20 protein-coding genes, 1 tRNA gene and 1 pseudogene are annotated in these 21,732 nt (G+C 69.6%); 4 read left to right on the top strand and 18 right to left on the bottom strand.

The genetic code is table 11. The features are described 5' to 3' along the window. Nucleotides 1-126 precede the first annotated feature (126 nt). Entirely contained in the window at nt 127-699 is a 573-nt protein-coding gene (locus VM306_RS08310) for a DUF3558 domain-containing protein (RefSeq protein ID WP_325512663.1), read from the bottom strand. A gap of 16 nt (nt 700-715) precedes the next feature. Then, entirely contained in the window at nt 716-1,123 is a 408-nt protein-coding gene (locus VM306_RS08305) for a hypothetical protein (RefSeq protein ID WP_325512661.1), read from the bottom strand. 147 nt (nt 1,124-1,270) lie between these two features. On the opposite strand from VM306_RS08305, the gene VM306_RS08300 reads away from it, so the two are divergent. Next, complete coding sequence (locus VM306_RS08300) at nt 1,271-2,098, top strand: hypothetical protein (RefSeq protein WP_325512659.1); 828 nt, start codon at nt 1,271-1,273, stop codon at nt 2,096-2,098. On the opposite strand, the gene VM306_RS08295 is transcribed toward VM306_RS08300, so the two are convergent. The 4 genes from VM306_RS08295 to VM306_RS08280 form a co-directional block, all read right to left on the bottom strand. Beyond that, on the bottom strand, nt 2,080-2,721 hold the full coding sequence (locus VM306_RS08295) for a DUF6597 domain-containing transcriptional factor (RefSeq protein WP_325512657.1): 642 nt from the start codon (nt 2,719-2,721) through the stop codon (nt 2,080-2,082). The two genes, VM306_RS08300 and VM306_RS08295, sit on opposite strands and share 19 nt — an antisense overlap. Nucleotides 2,722-2,770: 49 nt before the next feature. Next, nucleotides 2,771-2,842 (bottom strand) — tRNA-Val (locus tag VM306_RS08290). Between the two features lie 54 nt (nt 2,843-2,896). Beyond that, on the bottom strand, nt 2,897-4,279 hold the full coding sequence (locus VM306_RS08285; RefSeq protein ID WP_325512655.1) for a carbohydrate-binding protein: 1,383 nt from the start codon (nt 4,277-4,279) through the stop codon (nt 2,897-2,899). Nucleotides 4,280-4,459: 180 nt separating this feature from the next. Then, nucleotides 4,460-6,103 carry a bifunctional 3'-5' exonuclease/DNA polymerase gene (locus VM306_RS08280; RefSeq protein ID WP_325512653.1) on the bottom strand — a complete coding sequence of 548 codons (1,644 nt, stop codon included), beginning with the start codon at nt 6,101-6,103 and terminating at the stop codon, nt 4,460-4,462. Nucleotides 6,104-6,269: 166 nt separating this feature from the next. Here VM306_RS08280 and VM306_RS08275 point away from each other — a divergent pair, with 166 nt between their 5' ends. Then, on the top strand, nt 6,270-8,696 hold the full coding sequence (locus VM306_RS08275) for a hypothetical protein (protein WP_325512651.1): 2,427 nt from the start codon (nt 6,270-6,272) through the stop codon (nt 8,694-8,696). On the opposite strand, the gene VM306_RS08270 is transcribed toward VM306_RS08275, so the two are convergent. Together VM306_RS08270 and pruA are read right to left on the bottom strand one after the other, a co-directional pair. Next, nucleotides 8,683-9,606, bottom strand: coding sequence for a proline dehydrogenase family protein (locus tag VM306_RS08270; RefSeq protein ID WP_325512649.1), 924 nt, complete (start codon nt 9,604-9,606; stop codon nt 8,683-8,685). The two genes, VM306_RS08275 and VM306_RS08270, sit on opposite strands and share 14 nt — an antisense overlap. 136 nt (nt 9,607-9,742) lie before the next feature. Beyond that, nucleotides 9,743-11,368, bottom strand: coding sequence for an L-glutamate gamma-semialdehyde dehydrogenase (gene pruA, locus VM306_RS08265; RefSeq protein WP_325512647.1), 1,626 nt, complete (start codon nt 11,366-11,368; stop codon nt 9,743-9,745). 128 nt (nt 11,369-11,496) lie between these two features. Here pruA and VM306_RS08260 point away from each other — a divergent pair, with 128 nt between their 5' ends. Continuing rightward, nucleotides 11,497-13,005, top strand: coding sequence for a helix-turn-helix domain-containing protein (locus VM306_RS08260; RefSeq protein ID WP_325512645.1), 1,509 nt, complete (start codon nt 11,497-11,499; stop codon nt 13,003-13,005). Here VM306_RS08260 and VM306_RS08255 read toward each other — a convergent pair. From VM306_RS08255 to VM306_RS08220, 8 genes are read right to left on the bottom strand one after another with little or no spacing between them, the layout of a single operon-like run. Then, entirely contained in the window at nt 12,987-13,604 is a 618-nt protein-coding gene (locus VM306_RS08255) for a YidC/Oxa1 family membrane protein insertase (protein WP_325512643.1), read from the bottom strand. The genes VM306_RS08260 and VM306_RS08255 overlap by 19 nt on opposite strands. A 40-nt stretch (nt 13,605-13,644) precedes the next feature. Further along, nucleotides 13,645-13,929 carry a DUF6412 domain-containing protein gene (locus VM306_RS08250; RefSeq protein ID WP_325512641.1) on the bottom strand — a complete coding sequence of 95 codons (285 nt, stop codon included), beginning with the start codon at nt 13,927-13,929 and terminating at the stop codon, nt 13,645-13,647. Nucleotides 13,930-13,939: 10 nt separating this feature from the next. Then, nucleotides 13,940-14,662 (bottom strand): hypothetical protein, encoded by a 723-nt coding sequence (locus VM306_RS08245; RefSeq protein ID WP_325512639.1) that lies wholly within the window; start codon nt 14,660-14,662, stop codon nt 13,940-13,942. Next, nucleotides 14,659-15,204 carry an RNA polymerase sigma factor gene (locus VM306_RS08240; RefSeq protein WP_325512637.1) on the bottom strand — a complete coding sequence of 182 codons (546 nt, stop codon included), beginning with the start codon at nt 15,202-15,204 and terminating at the stop codon, nt 14,659-14,661. Before VM306_RS08240 ends, VM306_RS08245 begins: the two co-directional genes overlap by 4 nt. A 45-nt stretch (nt 15,205-15,249) precedes the next feature. Further along, on the bottom strand, nt 15,250-15,837 hold the full coding sequence (locus VM306_RS08235) for a uridine kinase (RefSeq protein ID WP_325512635.1): 588 nt from the start codon (nt 15,835-15,837) through the stop codon (nt 15,250-15,252). Then, nucleotides 15,834-16,391: a DUF402 domain-containing protein gene (locus VM306_RS08230; RefSeq protein WP_325512633.1), complete on the bottom strand. Its 558-nt coding sequence runs from the start codon at nt 16,389-16,391 to the stop codon at nt 15,834-15,836. Before VM306_RS08230 ends, VM306_RS08235 begins: the two co-directional genes overlap by 4 nt. Next, on the bottom strand, nt 16,369-17,643 hold the full coding sequence (locus VM306_RS08225; protein ID WP_325512631.1) for an NAD(P)/FAD-dependent oxidoreductase: 1,275 nt from the start codon (nt 17,641-17,643) through the stop codon (nt 16,369-16,371). The genes VM306_RS08230 and VM306_RS08225 overlap by 23 nt, the downstream gene beginning before the upstream one ends. 59 nt (nt 17,644-17,702) lie before the next feature. Further along, complete coding sequence (locus VM306_RS08220) at nt 17,703-19,058, bottom strand: GAF domain-containing protein (RefSeq protein WP_325512629.1); 1,356 nt, start codon at nt 19,056-19,058, stop codon at nt 17,703-17,705. A 183-nt stretch (nt 19,059-19,241) separates the two neighbouring features. Here VM306_RS08220 and VM306_RS08215 point away from each other — a divergent pair, with 183 nt between their 5' ends. Continuing rightward, nucleotides 19,242-20,579, top strand: coding sequence for an aldehyde dehydrogenase family protein (locus VM306_RS08215; RefSeq protein WP_325512627.1), 1,338 nt, complete (start codon nt 19,242-19,244; stop codon nt 20,577-20,579). Here the strand turns inward: VM306_RS08215 and VM306_RS08210 are convergent. Together VM306_RS08210 and VM306_RS08205 are read right to left on the bottom strand one after the other, a co-directional pair. Then, entirely contained in the window at nt 20,576-20,770 is a 195-nt protein-coding gene (locus VM306_RS08210) for a hypothetical protein (RefSeq protein ID WP_325512665.1), read from the bottom strand. The two genes, VM306_RS08215 and VM306_RS08210, sit on opposite strands and share 4 nt — an antisense overlap. Nucleotides 20,771-20,812: 42 nt before the next feature. Beyond that, nucleotides 20,813-21,247, bottom strand: a pseudogene (locus VM306_RS08205) (family 20 glycosylhydrolase); the annotation flags it as partial. Between the last annotated feature and the right edge of the window lie 485 nt (nt 21,248-21,732).

Here is a 21,732-nt window from a genome sequence, read left to right as displayed (position 1 = left end):
GCGCCGTCGGCGCGGTGCTCTGGCTCGGGCCCTTGCCCTTGTCGAACCACTTGTAGACGGTCTCGCCACCCGCGAAGGGCAGCATCGCGAAACCAGCGATGTTCGGCTCATCCCCAGGCATGTCCGCTACCCCTTCAGTGTGTCGATGACCATCGTCGCGACCGATTCGACCTCGGTGCACGCGGGCTTGCTCGCCCGTTCGGCGGCGGCGACCCGCACGTCGACGGTGGCCGAGTCCGTCTTGCTGACCTCGATGATCGCCCTGCAGTGCAGGGTTCCGTCGGTGGAGTCGTTGACGACCACACGCACGTCACCGATCTTCTTGTCGGTGAAGATCGGCTGGCTCTTGACGTTGCCGACCATGCCCTCCACGTCCTTGTCCTCGGTCACGTAGACCGTGTACGAGGAGTTCTCCGTGGGGACCTTGCCCACCCACTCACAGGTGGCGCCGAGCGTGCTGGTGCCGGGCTTCGCCGCGTTCACGCCGCCGAGCTTCGCGACCTGTGCGGTGGTGAGCACGTCGCAGGGCTTGTCCACGAACTTCGCGATGCTGAGGCCCGAAGCAGAGCCCTCGCTCGTGGGCGCGCTGCTCGTCTGCTCTCCGGCGGTCGATGATGTCGTCGTGGCGTTCCCCCCGGTCTTGCCAGAGCATCCGGCCAGGACGCCGACGGCGATGACGGCGGTCAGCAGAGCGGTCATGCGCTTCAAGGTCGTCTCAGCCCTTCACCGCGTTCTCGGCGGCTTCGTCAGTGCCCTGGTACTCGGCCAGGGCCTTTTTGATGTTCGCGATGGTCTGTTCGAGCGCCTTGACCGCGGCGTCGTTGGCCCACATGTAGCCACCGGCCTCTGGCCCGGCGCTCTTGCGCATCTGGAGGGTGGCCCAGCCGCTGTAGGGATCGGGGCCGGGGGCGCCGGACTGCGTCAGCTCGTCGCCCTTCTTGCTGAGGTCGGTCAGCTTGGCGATGGCGGCTTCCAAGCCGGTGATCATCTTCTGGGCCTGGTCGGGATCGACGCTGAACTTCGCGGTTCCAGCGCCGCCCGCCCCCGCGGCCGCGCCCGCAGCGGCGCCCGCCGCCGCACCAGCTGCCTTCACCGCCGGCACCACCGCGTCGAACATCAGCATCTCAGCCAGCTCCCCTCAGAACTCCACACCCCTGTAAGAGGATTTTTACACAGCTCAGGTTCCCCTCGTAGGCGAACGAATCAGCTGATCAGGTCACATGTCCGATTCGTTCAAGACCGCACACCGCGACCGGCCTAGGTTCGGGGCATGATCGAACGCGCGAGGAACTTCCTCTGGCACAACGCCCGCACGCTGGAGCAACGCTGGTTCGAGCACGCTTTCGACGGTGGCAGCGCCCAGGCCGTGGTGCGGGCCGTGCTGGCCTTCCGCAACGACGACGGCGGGTACGGGTACGCCCTCGAACCCGACCACCGCGGTCCCACCAGCCAGCCGCTGCACGCCCTGCGCGCCCTCCAGCTGTTCGGTGATGTCGACGCTCCCGAACACGCCGAATCGGTCCTGACCTGGCTTGACGCCACCTGTCCCGACGGGAGTGTGCCGTTCGGCCTGTCCACGTCCCAGGGGCATCCGATGGCGCCGTGGATCACCGCCGACGACCAGGGCGGGCTCCTCCTCACCTCCCAGATCGCCGCCGCGCTGCACGCGTTGAAGGCGAACCACCCCTGGCTCGACAGGGCCACGGACTACTGCTGGCAGGAGATCGAGAAGCTCGACCAGACCCACCCGTACGAGCTGCGAGGGGCGGTGATGTTCCTGGACGAGGTGCCCGACAGGGCCCGTGCGGAACTGGCTGCCGAGAAGCTCAGGCACCTCAAGCCGAGCACCGAGGGCTACGCGGAGGGCGAAGGTCTGGAACTGCACCAGTACGCGCGGAAACCCACCAGCATCGCCCGCGCGTGGTTCACCGACGAAGAGCTCGAAAATGATCTCGACGAACTCGAGCGCGGCCAGCAGGAAGACGGCGGCTGGAACTTCCACTTCCCCGCCTTCACGCCGATCACCCATTTCGAATGGCGCTCGATCGCCACGGTCGACGCGTTGCTGACCCTGCGCCGCTACGGCCGGATCAGCTGACCCAGCGACACGCCGGCCAGCGCGCGGACCTCGCGGGCCAGGTGTGCCTGGTCCGCGTACCCGGCCTCGGCCGCGACAGCGGCGAACGGCACACCGTCCCACGCCAGGCGCAGAGCGGAGTCGAACCGCAGCACGCGCTGCAGCACCTTGGGCGGGTAGCCGAACGCGTCCAGGCACCGCCGCCGCAACTGGCGTGAGCTCAGCCCGATCTCCCACGCCGCCGACGCCACGTCACCGGTCCGCAGCAGCGAGGCGGTGGCGACCAGAGCGGGATCCACGACCACCCGCGACGCGCAGAACGCCACCATCTCCGAGAACGACTCCAGCCGCGCCGACGGCACGAGTTCCGACAACGGCACCCGTTGGTCACGCACGGCATGCGCGGGCACCCCGAACACCGACGGGAACGCGCCGGGCGGCAACCGCACGCCGTACAACGTGCCGGGCGCGACAGAAGCCAACTGCGCCTGCGTGTCCGGACCCGCCACGAACAACGCGCCGGTCGCGGGAGTCCACATCAGATCGGTGCAGCCGTCCGGCACCACGCGCTGCACGGCCGGAGACGACACCGTGCGCGTCCAGAGACAAGCCAGACCCGCCGGAGCAGGACGTTCGGCGTACACGGGTCCATCAAAGCAAATGGCGCCGCATCCCGGAGGACGCGGCGCCAGATGGACGATACTGGGATTGAACCAGTGACCCCTACCGTGTCAAGGTAGTGCTCTCCCGCTGAGCTAATCGTCCGGGCGTTTCGGACGAGATTCTAGCGGACGAGCGGACCCGTGCGGTCACACGGGGTCAGGTGCCGAACTTCACCCAGTTCACGCTCACGTACGGCGAAGGCTGCCCGCTCGTGAAGGTGATGTAGACGTCGTGCGTGCCGGTGATGTCGGAGATGTTCGCGGGGATGGTCCTCCACGCGTCCCACCCACCGGTGTTGCCGACCGCGATCGAGCCCACCGGGGTCGCGGTGCGCGATCCGAGCCGCACCTCGACCAGGCCGCTCACGCCACCTCCGGCACCGGAGGCCACGCGGGCGTAGAACTGCCGCGCCGGACCCGAGCCGAAGTTGACGCCGGAGAACTTCAGGTACCCGCCGTTCGCGATCTGGGTCACGCCGGAACCGCCGTCACCCGACCCCACGGTGCCACCGGAGCGTTCCGAGGCGTTCTCCGCCTGCAGCTCGTTGTACGCGGAACCCCCACCGCCGGGGTTCGACGTGGTGGTCGTGGTCGTCGGGGGAGTGGTGGTCCCGCCACCAGTCGAGTAGACGGCCACGTAGTCCACGACCATCGAATGCCCGGACTGGGTGGCCGCGACAGGGGTCGGCTGGTTGTTGTTCAGCGCGTTCGGGAACGCGCCGCCCATCGCGAGGTTGAGCAGGATGAAGTGCCCCGCGTGCGACGTCATCTGGTTCCACACGCCGGCGCCGACTCGCGCCTGCGTCACCTGGTGGAACGACTGGCCGTCGACGAACCACGTGAACGTCTTGGCCGCGTCGTCCCACTCGAAGCGGTACGTGTGGAAGGCGGACTGGCAGGACGAGCCGGGGCACGCCCGCGAGTTGCCGATGCCGGTGAACTCGCCGCAGGCGCCGCCTGGTGCCACGTCGCAGTGCAGGACGCCCCAGACGGAGTTGATGCCGTTGACGTTCTCCATGATGTCGAACTCGCCGATGCCCGGCCAGTTCCAGTAGTTGCCGCGGTACGGCGCGCCGAGGGTCCAGAACGCCGGCCAGTAGCCCAGGGCGGCCTCACCCGTGACGTTCGGCATCTGGATGCGGCCCTCGATGGCGAGCTTGCCGCCGGCCGGTGGCTTGAAGTTGGAGCGCTGGGTCTCGATGCGCGCCGACGTCCAGTTGCCGGAACCGTCCTTCAGCGCCGTGATGCGCAGGTTGCCGTTGCCGTCGAGCTTGAGGTTGTTCGTGCTGTTCGTGTAGTTCTGGATCTCGCCGGTGCCCCAGTTGGCAGGTCCGCCGGGGTAGCCGTGGCCGGTGTCGATGATCCAGTTGGCGCTCGACGGCAGCGATCCGTTCGAACCGTTGAAGTCGTCACCCCACACCTGCGTCCATCCCGTCGCAGGGGGTGGGATCGAGGCGTTGGCGGACATGGCGGCGATCGCCAGGGGTACCGCGGCAAGAAGAGCTGTCGTGACCGCGAGAACGCGGCGTCGTTGCCTCATGCGCGAGTGACCTCCTTGTCACGGGTGCAGTCCACTTATGAGAGCGCTCTCACGGTGCAAGAACAAGCGCCCGTTCGGACCAACGACGCGAAACGGGCGCGGCGGCGAGGGTCTCGTTTGGACCGTGCGCGCGGCGAGCGGGTGTGGTGCTCCGCCGACGGACGAAGTGCGCGGGCCGGGTCACTTCGCGTCGGCGTAGCACTCCACGGGCACCGCGTTCATCGGGAACCGCACCGACGTCTCGCCGAACAGCAACCGCGTCGCCTCGCGTCCCGCCTGGGCGATCGCCTCGATCACGGCGTCCGCGTCCGCGCGGGGGCAGTGCACCAGCACCTCGTCGTGCTGGAAGAACACGAGGTGCGCGTCCGCGGGCAAACGGGTGCGCAACACGCCCAGCAACGCGGCCGTCCAGTCGGCCGCACTTCCCTGCACGACGAAGTTGCGCGTGAACCTGCCCCAGTTCCGCGCCGCCTGCCGCGACGACCGCGACACGTCCCCGGCGTCGTCCGCGCCCCCGGTCAGCTCCTGCCACGCCGCCGACGGCGTGGGGGAGGTGCGCCCGAGCCGCGTCCGCACCATCCGCCCCTGCTCACCGGCCTGCGCCGCCGCCTCCACGTACCCGACGGCGACGGGGAACCTCTTGCGCAGCACGGCGAGCAGCGAGCCCGCCTCACCCGCCGTGCCGCCGTACATCGCCGACAGCATCGCGATCTTCGCGCGCGGGCGTTCGCCCTTGAACGAGTCCTCCGCCAGCGCCGCGTACAGGTCGTCGTCGCCGCAGACCTCGATCAGCCGCGCGTCCCCGGACAGCGCGGCGAGGATCCTCGGTTCGAGCTGGGACGCGTCGGCCGCCACCAGGCACCAGCCCTCGTCCGCGACGACGGCTCTGCGCAGCGACCGCGGGATCTGCAACGCCGCACCGCCGCGCGACGCCCACCGCCCCGAAACCACCCCTCCCACAACGTAGTCCGGCCGGAACCGTCCATCCGAGACCCACGTGTCGAGCCACGACCAGCCGTGCGCCACCCACAGCCGTGCGCGCTCCTTGTAGTCCAGCAACGGCGCGACCGCCGGGTGGTCGACCTTCTTCAGCACCCACCGCCGCGCGGACGGGACCTCGATGCCCACCCGCGCGAACGCCCGCACGATGCCGGCCGGCGCGTCCGGGTTCATCTCCCGTCCGCCGAACGCCTCCTGGATCTCCTCCGCCAAGTCCTGCAACAACTTCGGCCGCGCACCCGGAGCAGGGCGCGGCCCGAGGACCTCCTCCAGGATCTGCAGGTGCACGTCCTCCCGCCACGGCAGCCCGTGGTGCGTCATCTCCGCGGCCACCAGCGCCGACGCCGACTCCGCCGCGATCAGCAGGCCCAGCGCCGGATTCCGTTGCTGCGCGCGGAAGACCAGCGACAGCGCCGCCAGCTCGTCGGTGTCGCCCGGCAGCAGCACCGGTTCCGGCTCGAACAACGTCAGCTCGACGTCCTTCTTGCGGTGCCCGAGGTCGGCCGGCGCCGGCAACCCCAGGGCGCGCGCCAGAGCCGCCGGCAGCTCGCGCGGTTCGCGGTGCCTGCCCTCCACGCCGAGGAGCAGCGACTCGGTCAGCAGGAGGTCCCAGCACCGGTCGACCCGCACGCCGGCGGCGAGCAGCGGCGGGTAGACCTCGGACGTGTCCGCCCACACCCAGCGCGGCCGGTGGGCGCGCTCCAGCGACGCGACGGCGGAGGCCAGCGACGGCGCCGCCACCGCGGGACCGGCCGGGGTCCCGTCGTCGTGCAGCTCCTGCCACCGGCCCGCACCGTCCGCTTCCGGGACGAGGGCGACCAGCACACCCGTGATTGTGCCGAGGAGGTCTGACAATTTCAGTCCAGGCTGAACCTGGAGAACCGGTGGAGCTCCTCCAATCCAGACAGCAAAGGAGTGAGAGAAAACGGCAAAAGACCACGATGGTGTGGTCTTCCTACCCCTTCCCCGACCACCGGCCGACTATGAACCGGTGGACCGAGCACCGAGCGTCGCCGCCCTGCTGGATCCCACCCACCAGGTGGTCCCCTTCCACGGCAGAGAACCCGAACTGCAGGCCCTCGCGCTCTGGCGCGACAGCCCGGCGCCCCGTGCGTCGCTGCTGCTGCACGCCCCGGCGGGCGCGGGCAAGACCAGGCTGCTCCAGCACTTCCGGGAGGAGCACTGGGACGACGCCGAGCACGGCGGGCTGCTGGTGGTCGACGACGCCGACCGCCTGGAGTGGCAGGAGGTCTTCCTGCGGCTCCAGGACACGCTGAGGCACGGACCGGAGCGCACGCGGGTGCTGTTCGCGGCGCGGATCACGGGCTGGTGGTGGTCCTCCACCCGCCAGCGCGTCGCGGACTTCGACCACGAGGTCACCGACCTCGAGCTGCCCCCGACGATGGACGACAGGACCGAGTCGTTCACCCTCGCCTGCCAGCACTTCGCGAAGCAGCTGAACGTCACCGCGCCCGAGGAGCCGCCGCCCAACATCGCCCGCGAGACCGTCCTCGACCTGCACATGGCCGCGCTGACCGCGGTCCACGGCGACCCGTGCGACGTGAACCGCACCCAGCTCGTCCGCCGGCTCCTGGACCACGACTACGGCCCCGCGACGGGCCGGATCGCCGAGGACTACCTCGCGGTCGCCACGCCGGAGGACCCCGACCCGGACCTGCTCGCCCGCGCCGCCCACCGGTGGCCCCACCTGACCGGAAGGCTCGACGAGCTCGTCGCCACCAGCCCCGGGATCGTGCCGGGCATGGCCCGCGACAGCCTCCGCATCGCCGCCGAGATCGGGTCCTTCGCCACGGCGGAGCACATCGCCCGCCAGATCTTCCGCGACGAGCGCTTCGCCGTCGACGCCATCCCGTCCATGCTCACCCGGCGCCTGGTCGACCGCGCCGAGGACGTCCTCGACCGCGCCGAGATGTACGGCATGCTCAGCGCCCGCACGATGCTGTGCGGCCTGCGCCAGGAGTCCGTCGAGGCCTCCCGGCAGGAGGTCGAGTGCTACCGCGAGCTCGTGCGGCAGGACCGGGACAACCGGCCGCTGCTCGCCGACGCCCTGGGAGACTGGGGCCTGCGGCTCATCAACGCCCAGCGGCGCGAGGAGGCCGTGGCCGTCTCCGAGGAGGCGATCGCGCTCTGGCACGAGATCGCGCTCGACGACCCGGAGACCATCCCGCAGCTCGCCTCCGCCCTGGAGCAGATCAGCTACCGCTACCAGGCGCTCGGCCGGGACGAGGCCGCGATGGCCGCCATCAGCCGTGCCACCCTGCTCTACCAGGAGCTCGCGAAGAACCACCCCGCGCTGTTCCGCGCCGACTTCGCGCGGGTCGCGGCCGCCATGGCCCGCCGCTACCTCGCCGAGGGCGAGAAGCAGCACGCCGCCGACTCGATGCAGCTCTCCATCGCGAACTGGCGGGTGCTCGCCCAGGAGGACCCGCGCTTCGAACCGGAGCTCGCCCGCAACCTCGTCGTGGCGGGCACGATGCTCATCGACCTGCGCAGGGCCGGTGCCGCGAACGAGACGGTGAAGGAGGCCATCGACCTCTTCCGCCGGCTCGCCGTCGTGAACCCCGAGACGTTCCGCACGGAGCTGGCCGAGGCGTTGATGCGGCACAGCCAGGCGTTGCGGCAGCTGGACGAGCACCTGGAGGCCGAGCTCACCGCGCGCGAGGCCGTGATGGCGTGGCGTGAAACGGGCAACCGCAAGGGCCTCGGCACCGCGCTGCTCGTCCTCGCGCAGATCGCCGACGACCTGGGCGCGGCCGAGGAGGCCGTCGAGGTCTACCGGGAGCTGGTGGCCGAGGACCTCGTCTGGAACCAGGCCGACCTGCTGATCGCCCTCGCGACCCTCGTCGAGCAGCAGCTCCTGCACGACCGGGACGACCAGGCGCTGCGCACCACCGACGAGTGCCTCGAACTCTGCCACCGGCTGCCGTCGCAGCTCGTCGAGTTCTTCGGCGCGAAGCTGGCGCCGGTCCTGCAGTCCGCCGCCCGCGCGCTGTCCGAGTCTGACCACCACGTCCGCGCGCTGCGGCTGTCCGAGTTCACGGTCGACGTGCGGCGCGCGCAGCTGCCGAAGTCGCCGCCCAACGCCTACCTCGCGGCCATCCAGCAGCACGCGTGCCGGCTGCGCGGCGCGGAACGCAAGGACGACGCCAGGAACACCGCGCACACGGCGTTGGTGTTGTGGCACATGACGGGCTTGGACCTGGACCAGCAACCGGGCTACGCCGACGCGTTGACGATCTACGGCCGGCTGTGCGTGGAGACCAGGCACGAACCGGCGAAGGCGCTCCAGCTCGCCCACCGCGCGGTGCGGATCGCACGCGCGGTGGGAGATCCGGTCAAGCTGGAGTTCGCCCTGGAAACGGTGGAGGAAGCGGAGATCGCGCTCAGCTGGTCGTGAGCAGCGACCGCACGAAGAACGCCACGTTGGCCGGACGCTCCGCGAGGCGGCGCATGAAGTAGCCGTACCACTCGTCGCCGTACGGGACGTAGACGCGCATGCGGTTGCCCTCGGCCGCGATGCGGCGCTGCTCCTCGGGCCGGATGCCGTACAGCATCTGGAACTCGTAGGTGTCCTTCGAGCGTCCCGACGCCAGGTCGGCGGCGATCGCGATGAGACGCGGGTCGTGCGAGGCCACCATCGGGTAGCCCTGACCCTCCATGAGGATCTTCAGGCAGCGCACGTACGACAGGTCGACGTCGTGCTTGTCCTGGTACGCAACGGAAGCGGGCTCCTGGTAGGCGCCCTTGCACAGCCGCACGCGCGAACCGGCGTGCGCGAGCTCGCGGCAGTCCTGCTCGGTGCGCTTCAGGTACGCCTGCAGCACCGCGCCCACCCACGGGAAGTCCACCCGCAGCTCGCGCAGGATGCTCAGCGTGGAGTCCGTGGTGGTGTGGTCCTCCATGTCCAGCGTCACGGTCGTGCCGACGACACCGGCCGCCGCGCAGATGCGCCGGGCGTTCTCCAGCGCGATCTTCTCGCCGTCCACCGGCAGCGACTGGCCGACCGCGGACAGCTTGACCGACACCTCGGCGCCCTCGGTGAGCCCGTGCGACTCCAGCCGCGACAACAGCGTCAGGTACGCCTCGACGGTGTCGTTGGCCTGCGACTCCTCGACGGTGTCCTCACCGAGGTGGTCCAGGGTCACCAACCGGCCGTCGCCGAGGACCTCGGCGGTCGCGCGGATGGCCGCGGTGACGTCGTCACCGGCGACGAACCGCTCGACGACGGGCCGGGTCAGCGGCGTCGACTCGACGAGCTTGCGGGCACCCGCGCTGCGGGACGCCAGGAGGAGGCTGGAGCGCAACATGGTTCACGTCCTCGGGGTGTGGTTGTGACTGGTTTCCGCCACGGGTGGCGGCGGGAACCAGTCACGGGTGGGCCGGACAGTGGTGGGGCCCGGAACGTCGCCGCGTGAATACGCCCGCCGACGGGCCGGGCCGCGCCTAGCCCTGGTGCGGGTGGAGGTGGGTGGTCGGGGCCGCGAACGTCTCCTTGATGGAGCGCGGGCTGACCCAGCGGAGCAGGTTGTGCACCGACCCCGCCTTGTCGTTCGTGCCGGACGCGCGGCCGCCGCCGAACGGTTGCTGGCCCACGACGGCACCGGTGGGCTTGTCGTTGACGTAGAAGTTGCCGGCGGCGAACCGCAGCTCCTCCTGCGCGTGCGCCACGGCGGCGCGGTCACGGGCGATGATCGAGCCGGTCAGACCGTAGGGCGCCGCGCTCTCCATCTGCTTGAGCACGGTGAGGTAGTCGGCGTCCTCGAAGACGTGGACCGCGAGCACCGGGCCGAAGAACTCGGTGGTGAACACGGAGTTCGCGGGGTCGGAGCCGAGCAGCACGGTGGGGCGGACGAAGAAGCCGTCCGAGTCGTCCGCGGTGCCACCGGCGGCGACCTCCAGCGACGAGTCGGCGCGGGCGGCCTGCAGCACGCCCGACAGCTTGTCGAACGAGCGGCGGTCGATCACCGCGCCACCGAAGTTCGAGAAGTCCGTGACGTCGCCGTAGGTCAGCGCCTCGACCTCGGCCAGGAACTGGTCGGAGATCTTGTTCCACACCGAGCGCGGCACGTAGGCGCGCGACGCGGCGGAGCACTTCTGGCCCTGGTACTCGAACGCACCGCGGATCATGGCCACGCGCAGCACGTCCGGGTCGGCCGACGGGTGGGCCAGGATGAAGTCCTTGCCGCCGGTCTCGCCGACGATGCGCGGGTACGAGCGGTAGTTCGCGATGTTCGAGCCGACCTGCGCCCACAGCTTCTGGAACGTCGCGGTGGAGCCGGTGAAGTGGATGCCCGCGAGGTCGGGGGAGCTCAGCGCCACCTCGGACACCGCGAGGCCGTCACCGGGCAGCAGGTTGATGACGCCGGGCGGCATGCCCGCCTCCTCCAGCAGCCGCATGGTGAGGTGCGCGGCGAACGACTGGGTCGGCGACGGCTTCCACAGCACGACGTTGCCCATCAGCGCGGGCGCGGTCGGCAGGTTGCCGGCGATGGCGGTGAAGTTGAACGGCGTGATCGCGTAGACGAAGCCCTCGAGCGGACGGTGGTCCGTGCGGTTCCACACGCCGGGGGACGAGATCGGCTGCTCCGCCAGGAGGGTGCGCGCGAACCGCACGTTGAAGCGCCAGAAGTCGATCAGCTCGCACGCCGAGTCGATCTCCGCCTGGATCGCGGTCTTCGACTGGCCGAGCATCGTGGCGGCGTTCAGCGTCTGGCGCCACGGGCCGGCGAGCAGGTCGGCGGCGCGCAGGATGATCGCCGCGCGGTCGTCGAACGACATCGCGCGCCACGCCGGGGCGGCCTCACGGGCGGCCCGCAGCGCGTCGGTCGTGTCCTGCTGGGTCGCGCCGGCCAGCGTGCCGAGGACCGAGCGGTGGTTGTGCGGCTGGACGACGTCGAAGCGCTCGCCGCCACCCATGCGCTGCTCGCCGCCGATGGTCAGCGTCAGCTCGAGCGGCTCCTTCTGCAGCTCGGCCAGCTTGGCCTGCAGCTCCGCGCGCTCCGGGGTGCCGGGGGCGTACTGCAGGACCGGCTCGTTGACCGGGGCGGGAACCTGGGTGACCGCGTCCACTCGCAACTCCTTCGAAGTCAGCGTCGGTACGCACACCGTAAGTCCGCGCGACCTGGCCCCGGTTGTCCGAACCTCCAAGATTCACCAGGTCAGATGTACGATCGAACAGTGCTGAATGCCTCTTGGTCATGAGCCTCCGCCACATCCTCATCGCGCTCGGTGACCCACTGGTGGAACTGCAGGTCGCGCCCCACGGCCTGGAGGTCGACGTGCGCGATGTCGTGATCATGGACCCGGACGACCCGCCGGACGTGTCGGCGGGTGACCTCGCCCTGGTCATCGGCGCACGGGGCCGGGCAGCGCTGCCGCTGATCAGGGCCGCCGGACGGGCGAGGGCCGCGGCCGTCGCGGTCAAGGAGTCGTCCCCGGCGCTCGGCCAGGCGGCGACGGACGCCGGGGTGGCGTTGCTCGAAGTCCGCCCCGAGGTTCGCTGGGCACACCTGGAGTCGCTGGCCAAAGGCGTTCTCACGACCACCACGGACGACGGCGAGGTCCTCGGCGACCTGTTCGCCCTCGCGCAGACGATCGCCACCCTGACCGGCGGAATCGTCAGCATCGAGGACACCGCGAGCCGCGTGCTCGCCTACTCCCGCTCGTCCGACGAGGTCGACGAGCTGCGCAGGCTGTCGATCCTCGGCCGCCAGGGCCCCGAGCCGTACCTGAAGATGCTGCGCGAGTGGGGCGTCTACAACCTGCTGCGCTCAGGCGAGGAGGTCGTGCGGATCGACGAACGCCCCGAGCTCGGCATCCGCCGCCGCATCGCCGTCGGCATCCACGCGGGCGCCCAGCCGCTCGGCACGATCTGGGTGCAGGAGGGCGACCAGCCGCTGACCGAGCAGGCCGAACGCGCGCTGCTCGGCGCCGCCCGCGTCACGGCCCCGCACCTGATCCAGCAGCGCAACCAGCCCACGTCCAGGTTCCGCGAGAACCTCCTGGCGGCGTTGCTCACCGGCCGCATGGACGCCGCCACGGTCGCAGGCCAGATCGGTGCCGACCCCGAGAAGCCCGCCGCCGTCGTGGTCTTCGCACTCCGGGAACGCGAGGGCGACCGCAGCGAGCACGAGCTCCGCCGCGCCGACATGACCGGCCTGATCTCCGTGCACGCGGCGGCGTACCGGCGCAGCGCACTGGTGAGCGAGTCCGGTGGCCGCACCTACGTGCTGCTCCCGGATCTCGCCCCGAACGCCCAGCTCCTCAGCCTGACAAGAGAAATCGTCACCACGGCCCGCCGCCACCTCCACACCAGCGTGCAGGCCGCGGTCGGCTCGACGGTGTCCACGTTGGACGACGCGCAGGTCTCCCGCCAGGAGGCCGAACGCGTGCTGGACGCGATGGCCCGCGACCTCGACGCCGAGGTGGCGACGCTCGCCGACGTCCGCTCCCAGGTCCTGGTGAGCGAGATCCTGGCTCTGCTGCAGGACAACCCGCGCATCAGGGACCCGAGGATCGACGCGCTCGACCCGGAGCTCGCGAAGTCACTGCTGGCCTACCTCGACGCGTTGGGCGACGTGCGCGCCGCGGCGGACCGGCTGCACGTGCACCCGAACACGTTGCGGTACCGGCTCAAGCGGATCGACCTCGATCTGGACGACCCGCTCGTCCGGCTCGTCGCCCAGCTTCAGCTCAGGATGCGGTAGAGCAGGGCCCGTTCCGCGATCGTCCACGTGGTCGTGGTGAGCAGGTACAGCCCGGCGGCCAGCGGCAGGTACGCCGCCACCAGGATCGTCCCGAACGGCAGCACCTTGACCAGTCCGGTCATGAACCCCGGCGCGGGCGTGGTGGTCATCCGCGACTGCTGCCACTTCACGGTCAGGTAGGCCACGACGGCCAGCAAACCGAAGAGCACGAAGAACACCCACGCGAAGCCGGTCGTGAAGTGCGTGCCGAGCGAGACGCCGAACAACGTGCCCTCCAGCAACGGGTTCGGCGTCGTGACCACCTGGTAGATGACCATGAAGAACGGGACCGTCGCGAGCATCGGCAGCATGCCCGCGAACATCGACACACCGTTGCGCTTGTAGACCTTCTGCGACTCCTCCGAGAACCGCATCAGGTCCTTGCCGTACTTCTTCTGCAGCTTCTGGATCTCCGGCGCGAGCTTGGCCTTGGCCTTCTCGCCGCGCACGGCCGCGCGGTAGAAGGGGTGCAGCGCGAGCCGCACGACGATGGTGAATCCGACGATGGCGAGCGCGGGCATGCCGAAGCCCGCCAGGGCAGCGCCCAGGTCAGCGAACAAGGGAGGGTTCTCCGTCTTGAGTTGAGAAGTGCGGGACGTGTCAGAACGTCCGGCATCCCGGTGCTCGTGGACGGGGCCTGCCCGCGGCGTCGGGGTTCCGCAGCCGCAGCTGTGCCGTGCGTTGCGCTCGTTCGCGGATCGAGAGCGACCGCGCCGGCGCCACCGACAGCGGCACCAGCGCGACGACCACGATCAACGCGAGGGCGAGCGCGGTCACGGCCGCGACGACCTCGGTCGGAGACGAGATCAACGTGAAGGCGTAGAGGGCGGGCAGGAAGACCGCGAGCACCAACAGCGCTCGTTGCTTGGTCTCCGGCCGCCACATGCCTTGCAGACTACCGAACCACGGCGGGTTGAGTACCCAGTTCCCGCCCGTCGTGGTCGTACAACGTGACCGAGGTCGCGTGCGCCCGGCTCGGCCACCAGGCGAGCATCCACCCCTTGCCGATGGTCGCGGTCACCCGCAGCCCGTCCCCGGTGTCCACGCGGACCTTCCCCACCTCCGGGCTCACCCTGGCGGGCAGGACGCTCATCGGATTGCTGCCGTCCCGTTCGGAACGCATGCTCGACCCGTACGAGAGGTAGAGCTTCTCGCCGAGCGGTTCGAGACCGGAGGCCCGCCCGCTTCCGCTGACGCTGTGGGTGTCCGGGGTGTGGAAGCACTCCGACTGGCTCTGCGGGCCCGTGAAGAGCACGAGCGTCATGCTTCCCCGCTGGTCGACGACCGACACCTCCGTCGGGGCCTCCGGCCAGTCCGGTGCGTTGTCGCGCCTGCCGCGCTCGTGGTGCTGTTCGATCGACTCCCGGCACTCCGCGATCACGGCCTCCGCGCCGGCACCGGGTGCTCTCGGCTCGGCCGTCCACGACGCGTACGCGTTCGGGTTCGTCGGTGTCCACAGCACGAGCGTCACGGCGATGGCGGCCACGAGTGCCGTGGCGGGCACGGCGAAGCGCCACCAGCGGCGGGACGGTTTCGTGCTGATCTCGTTCAGCAGCGCGTGCTTGCGGACCTGCACCCGCATCGGGTCGAGCGGCGGGATGTCGGGCGTGATGGTCACAGTGCCTCCTCCACCAGGGCGCCACGCACGGTGCGTTGCGCGCGAGCGAGCCGGGACTTCACCGTGCCGACCGGGATGCCGAGTACCTGGGCGATCTGCGCCTGGCTCAGGTCCGACCACGCGGACATCTCCAGCACCTCCCGGTCCCCGGCGGGGAGCTTCTCCAGTTCCGCGATCACCGCCAGGGTCCTGGCCTCCGCGTCCACCCGCCGCGCCACGTCGTCTGCGTGGTCGTCGTCGGCGTGCTGCGGAGCGATCTTGCCCAGCGCGGACCTGTAGCGCGTGCGGGCGCGTCGGTGGTTGCGGGTGACACCGAGAGCGACGGTGTACAGCCACGGCAGCAACGACCCCTCGACCGTCACTGACGTGCGTTTGCGCCACGTCTCCATGAACACCACGGACACCAGGTCCTCGGCCACCGCCCACGTGCCGGTGCGGCGCAGGCAGTAGGCGAACACGGCCTGGGCGTGGCGTTCGAACAGCTGCCCGAACGCCTCACTTCCGCCGGCCCGGACCTGCCCCCAGAGTTCTTCGTCGGTCACGGACCCTCCTCTCCACCCGTCTATGTCCGCGGTGGGCGGAGCGGTTCACGACTCGACGAGACCGGGCCGTTCCGGGTGGTCGTAGCGGACGAAGAGGTCCGCCACCGGGTCGTAGTCGTCGAACGCGGGCAGGGTCCACTCCTCGGCGGTCTTGCGCTTCAGCGCGCCGGGGGAGAGCCACAGGTGCACGGTCAGCTCGGCGGGCAGCCACCGGTCCAGCATCAGGGTGCCGTCGACGACCACCACCCCGTTCTCCGGCAGGTCGACGTACTCGGCCCGGCTGGCGCGGTCGGTGGCCGCGTTCCACAACGAGGGCAGCACCTTGCCGTCCAGCGCGGGGTCGAGAACCTCGCGCTGGAGGCCGTGGAAGTCGAACCAGTCGTGCCGGTAGGAGTACGGGTCGGTGCGGCCGTGTTCCAGCCGCACCGACGCCGGTCGCAGGAAGTCCTCGGCGGACACGCGCCGCACGGCTCGTCCCGACGCCCGCAACGGCTCCACGACGGCGTCCGCGAGCCTGCCCGGCTCCGCGGCGGGGGCGCCGTCGACCAGCACCCGCACCCGGCCGTCCACCGCGCCGACGCGGGAGACGATCTCGGTGACGAGGGTGTCGAACGTCAGGGGACGTACCTTCACGACCACACCGTCGGAGGCTGCCAGTCCGCCCAGGCCGTGTCCCACCAGATCTCGCCGGAGGCCAGCATCTTCTCGATCTCCCGCCCCTCCGCCCTGATCGACTCGGCCTCCTCCGCGGAGTACTTGCCCGCCGCGACCTGCTCCTCGAACTCGTCGAGGTCGCGCTGCTCCCACGTCCCGTCCGGGGCCAGCGTGTAGTCGAGCGCGTGGTCGAGGGTCTCGAACCCGTCCTCGACGCGGCGGTAGGGCGCCTGCAGGTTCAGGTAGTAGTTGCCGAACGCCCGGTGGTCGCCCTTCCAGAACAGGTCGACGGAGTAGGCGTCCCGCGGGCGGTGCAGCATGAGCTTGCCGTGCCCGCGCCAGAACCCGCGGTTCGGCGTGTCCCACGGGTGCGGGTGGTGGTGGGCGGGGTAGGTGAGCCGGGTGCCCGGTTCGACGAACACGGCGAGCAGTCCCGGCTCGTCGACGACGACCCTGACCGGCATCTCCGACCAGACCTCGCCGTGCAGCACCTCACGCCGCACCACTACCTCACCCGGCGTGAACGACCTCATGCGCCGAATTTACGTGATCACGCGTCGCCACGTCCTCGGCCAGCATCTTGCGCTTCAGCACGGGCACGGCGTTGGTCACGCGCAGGAGGGTCCGCGAGAACGCCGACACGACCCGGCCGATCACCGGTTTGTGGATCAGGCTGGTGCCGTCCATCATCTTGAGCGACGCCTGCACGGCGTCGAAGGCGTACGCGACCATCTCCTTCTCGTACTCGGAGATCGCGGTGACGACGTCCTTGCCGTGATGAGCCTCGGTGAGCTTGCGGCACAACAGCTCCGCGTCCCGCAACGCCGTGTTCGCGCCGATGCCGCGGCCGGGCGTCATGAGGTGCACCGAGTCGCCGATCATCGTGACGTTGCTCGGCTCCCACGGCTCCAGCCGCTCGGACGTGCGGACCTTGATCTGGAACACGGTCTCGGGGACGGCCAGCGCGAAGAGCTGCCGCAGGTCCGGGTGCACGTCCGGCGTCATGGTCAGCACGACCTGCTTGAGCTCCGCCTGGCTCATGCCCTTCATGTCCGGGAACTTGTCGTGCGAGGCCGTGTAGCCCCACATGATGTAGTCGTCCTCGACGTCCGCGTCGTCGAAGCGCATCACGTGGATGATCACGAACTCGCCGCGCGGGCCGAACAGCAGCGTGATGCCGCCGTCGGCCAGCGGCGGCAGCAGCTTCACGGTCTCGTCGGTCAGCGGCAGCTTGCCCGCGACCGACGTGATGCCGCTGTCGCGGACCTTCGCGTGCGGCAGGTACTGCTTGCGCACCTTGGACTGCGCGCCGTCCGCGCCGACCAGCACGTCACCGGTCTCGGACGTGCCGTCGTCGAAGAACGCGGTGACGGTGCCGTCGTCGTTCCGGGCGAAGTGCGTGAACGTCCTGTCGAACCGCACGACGTCGTCGAGGCCGCCCAGCAACGCCGTGCGCATCGCGATCCGGCTGACCGACTTCTCGCTGCGGCTGTCGTCGAGGCCCGTCGCGATGTCGCCGACCAGCAGCTCCTCGTACTTCTCCGTTCGCATGTTGATCCGTCGCGGCGGCCGGGCCGTGGTGCGGACGAACTCGGCGAACACGTCCGGGGGTAAGCAGCTGTGCAGCGCTTTGCTGCCATCGGGACTGATCCCGACCCGGTACCCGATCAGCATGCTGCGCGGCGTGCGGTCGCGTTCGAACACCGCCACGTCCACGCCGGCCTTCTTGAGCCCGTGCGCCAGGCACAGGCCACCGGTCCCCGCTCCGATGATGAGTACGCGCATGACATCCTCCCCCTGCTAAGTCTCTTAGGGGGAAAGATATTCAGCTATTGAGACTCTTGTCAATCGTCCTGGCCGAGTCTCCTCAGCCGCGCGGTGGCGACGGCGAGCCGGACGTCGTCCGGCGGGAGCAGCCTGACCAGCTGTTCCAGCGCCTCGACGTCGTGCTCGCCCGAGTCGGTCTGGGTGAACGTCCACAGCGCGTTCGCATCCCCGCGCGACAGGACGGCCTTGCGCACGCTGGTCGCCAGGTCGTCGCGCTCGGCCAGCACGAACGGCGCCTCGGAGCGGCGCAGCAGCGACCCGCGGTACCTGCTCGCGGCCAGCGGGACGTCGCCGTCGGTGAGCGCGCTCTTCGCGGAGAGGAAGTCGGCCTCGACGTCGGCGGTGAGCCGGTACGGCCTGGTCGCGAGCACGTCGGTGCCGAGCTGGGCGCGCAGCCGGTGCAGCTCGGCGCGCACTGTCGTCGGGTTGCCGCGCTCGCCGTAGAGGTGCAGCGCGAGCTGGTCTGCGGACAGCCGGCCGTGCAGCGTCAGCGCGCACAGGATCTCGGCGTGCCGCAGCGAGATCGGCACCTCACGCCCGTCCAGCACGACCTTGGGCTCCGGCAGCAGGAACGACAGCGACAACACGCTCCGCCGGACGTGCCGCTGCCGTGGCACGCGCAGCAGGTAACCCTCGGCGAGAGGTTCCAGCACCGCCTCGCGGCCGTCGTCCAGCACCACGCGGTCGCAGGAGACGTCGACGCGGGGCGGCAGCAACCCGTACGGCTCGACGGCCACCACGCGTCCGCTGGGGCTGAGCAACGCGCCGGGCTCCCCGCGTAACGCCATTAAATGGCGCATGTTGCGCGCACGCAGCTCCTCGTCCCGTGCGTGCATCCTGGCGAGCATCTCCGACTCGGCGAGCCGGGCCGACGCGGACACCAGCGCCACCATCGACGGGTGGACGGTCGAGATCGGGCCGCTGAGGTCGACGACGCCGATCGTCATGCCGCTGTCGGGGTCGCGGATCGGGCTCGCCGCGCACGTCCAGTGGTGGTAGGTCCGCACGAGGTGCTCGGCGGAGTGGACCGTGACGGAGGAGTTCGTCGCCAGCGCGGTGCCCATGCCGTTCGTGCCCGCCGCGCCCTCCGACCAGAGCGTTCCCTCCGCCAGGCCGACGTCCTCGGCGTGGCCGCGCGTGTCCCTGGAGCCCTCGCACCACAGGATGTGGCCCTGCGCGTCCGTGACGATCATGATGTGCCCGGCCTCCTCCGCGAAGCCCAGCAACGTCTCGCGCAGCAGTGGCAGGCTCGGGTGCAGCGGATGGCGCTCACGCAGATCGGGCAGCTCGTCGGCGGCGAACACGGTCGGGGCGGTGTGCAGGTCGGGATCGACGTTGGCGGCGAGTGACCGTCGCCACGACGCGGAAATCACCGAGCGTGGCGAATCGACCGTGCGAGTACCACTCAACACGGCTTCTCTTACGCGACTCAGCAACAGTGCGTGTTGCTCGGGGTCGTGGGTCACTGAATCCATCCACGGCTTGCAACGAGCATGCAACGTTCTGCTGCCTACTTTCTCATTTCCCCCACCCCAGTCTCTCAGCGGGAGTCGAGAATGACGCAGTACGCGGCGCCGGGTCAGCCCGGCAGCGTGGTCGCGTACCGAGCGAGGTACGACCACTTCATCGGTGGCGACCACGTGACGCCCGTGTCCGGCGAGTACGTGGAGAACGTGTCCCCGGTGACCGGTGAGGTGTTCACCGAGGTCGCCCGCGGCACCGACGCCGACCGCGCACGGGCCCTGCACGCGGCCAGCGACGCCGCACGGGCCTGGGGGAGCACCACGGCACGAGAGCGCGCCACGGTCCTGGGCGAGATCGCGGACCGGGTGGAGGAGCACGCGACCGAGCTCGCCGTCGCCGAGACCTGGGACAACGGCAAGCCCGTCCGCGAGGCCCTGGTCGTCGACGTCCCGATGCTGATCGAGCAGTTCCGCCAGTTCGCCGCCGTCATCCGCGCCGAGGTGGGCGAGGTCGAGCAGCTCGGCCGCGGCACCTGCGACTACCGCACGTTCCAGCCGCTCGGCGTCGTGCACGAGCGCCTCTCCTGGACGTTCCCGCTGATGAACGCGGGCCGCGTGCTCGCACCCGCGCTGGCCGCCGGCAACGCCGTGGTGCTGGAGCCCGCTCTGCAGACGCCGGCGTCGATCCACGTCCTGCTCGACGTGATCGCCGACCTGCTGCCGCCCGGTGTGGTGAACGTGGTCACTGGATCGGATGACCACCCGGTCATGTCAGGCCGGTGCCCGAACATCTTCTTCTCGGACGTCGTCGCCCAGCGCGACAGCTTCCTGGACAAGGCCCTCGAGGGCTTCGCGATGTTCGCGGCCAACCAGGGGGAGATCCCCACGGCTCCTTCGCGGGCCCTGATCCAGACCGCCGTGTACGAGGAGCTGCTGCACCTCGCCACCGAACGCACCCGGCGGCTGAAGGTGGGGGACCCGCTCGACACCGAGACCATGGTCGGCGCTGTCGTCTCCCTTGCGCAACGCGATCGGGTTCTTGCGTACTTCGCGCGGGGACGGGCCGAAGGAGCACGTCTGGTCCTGGGCGGCGAGGCGTCCGGGCACTTCGTCCAGCCGACGATCTTCGAGGGCGACCACCGCTCGGCCGTGTCCACCGCCGACGTGCTCGGCCCCATCGTGTCGGTGACGAGGTTCGACGACCGCGACGACGTCGTGAAGATCGCCAACGACGCCATCTCCCAGCTCGGCGCCGGCCTCTGGTGCCGGGACATCGCGCTCGCGCACAACGTCGGTCAGGAGCTCGCGGCCGAGCGGGTGTGGGTCAACAACTACTACGCGTATCCGGCGAGCCCTGCCGCGCTCGCCCAGTACCGGCGGGTCAAGCACCTGGTGGTCAGCTACTCGGACCGCGGGCAGGGGTACTTCTAGTCCTGCCAGGGGATCTGGGGGCTTCGGTAGTAGTTGATGTCCTGGACTTCCCAGCGTGGGGCCTGTGCGCCCAGGCGTTGTGCGAAGCCGTTCCAGTCGTAGGCGTTCTCTATTTCTACTGTGCCCGCCCAGTTCAGGCCCAGTTCGGTGTCCCCGGTGTACTTCACGTCGAGGTAGACGCGGTTGGTCATGAATTTCTCGTAGTCGGCGTCCGGGGTGCTCAGGGCCTCGTCTCCGCCTATGTGGAGGTAGGGGACTGGGGTTAGTTCTGCCATCTTTTTGATGACGTCTTCTACGAATTTGTAGGTTATGTCCTTGTTGATGGCCGGGGAGGAGAAGCCTACTTCTGTTCCGGTGTAGTTTTCGCGGGCTTTGTTGTCCTCGTTCAGCTCTTGTTGTTTCGTGCTTTACCAGGTCCTTGTATTTGGTTTGGTGTAGTGGAGGGTGCCTGTTCTGCCTCCTATCTCGGTTGTTCCGCCTATCTTGGTCAGGTTTGGCCAGCTTTTGATCTCTAGGCGCCAGCCCTGGTCGTCTGTCAGGTGCAGGTGGGGGTAGTTGATTTTGAACGCTGCTAGCTGGTCTGTGTAGCGTTTTACTTGAGGTGGGGTGAAGAAGTGTCTGGTTACGTCCAGCATTGCGCCGCGGTAGTGGAATCTCGGGTAGTCCAGGATTTCTGCTACCGGGACCTGGTCGTACCTGTGCCGGTGGGGGACCAGTTGCTGCAGAGTTGTCTCTGTTACCGGCTCTCCTGGGAGGTTCCTGTTTTACTGCGCAGGCTCCGTCAGCTGATCAAGGACCGGCCAGCACCGTCTGCGGGTTGATGGCACGCCTGTTTGTGTTGGGCGACTTGCTGTTTTGGTGGTTGTTGCTGATCGCGTGGGGTGGTCCCGTCACGAGCAGCCCTCGGGCGCGGCAAAGACGCGTCAGCACTGCTCGTGACGGGACCACCCCACCAGGCGGCTTTGTGAAAAGCGTGCGTGGTGCTCGCCTTCGGCTTCGTGTGGGCTAAAGGTGTTCCTTGCTCAGTTTTTGCCACAGGTCTGGTAGTGCTGCTTCTGTCTTGTGCGCCAGCTCTACCTCCCTGCCGTAGAGCAGGCCGAAGGTGAAGCCGTTCTCGTCGCCCCTGCCCAGGTCCAGCAGCACCGGGCGGGCC

The organism is Lentzea sp., assembly GCF_035525475.1.
Taxonomy (GTDB): Bacteria; Actinomycetota; Actinomycetes; order Mycobacteriales; family Pseudonocardiaceae; genus Lentzea.
Note: the sequence above shows the minus strand (reverse complement) of the source record. Positions and strands in the feature narration are given on the sequence as shown.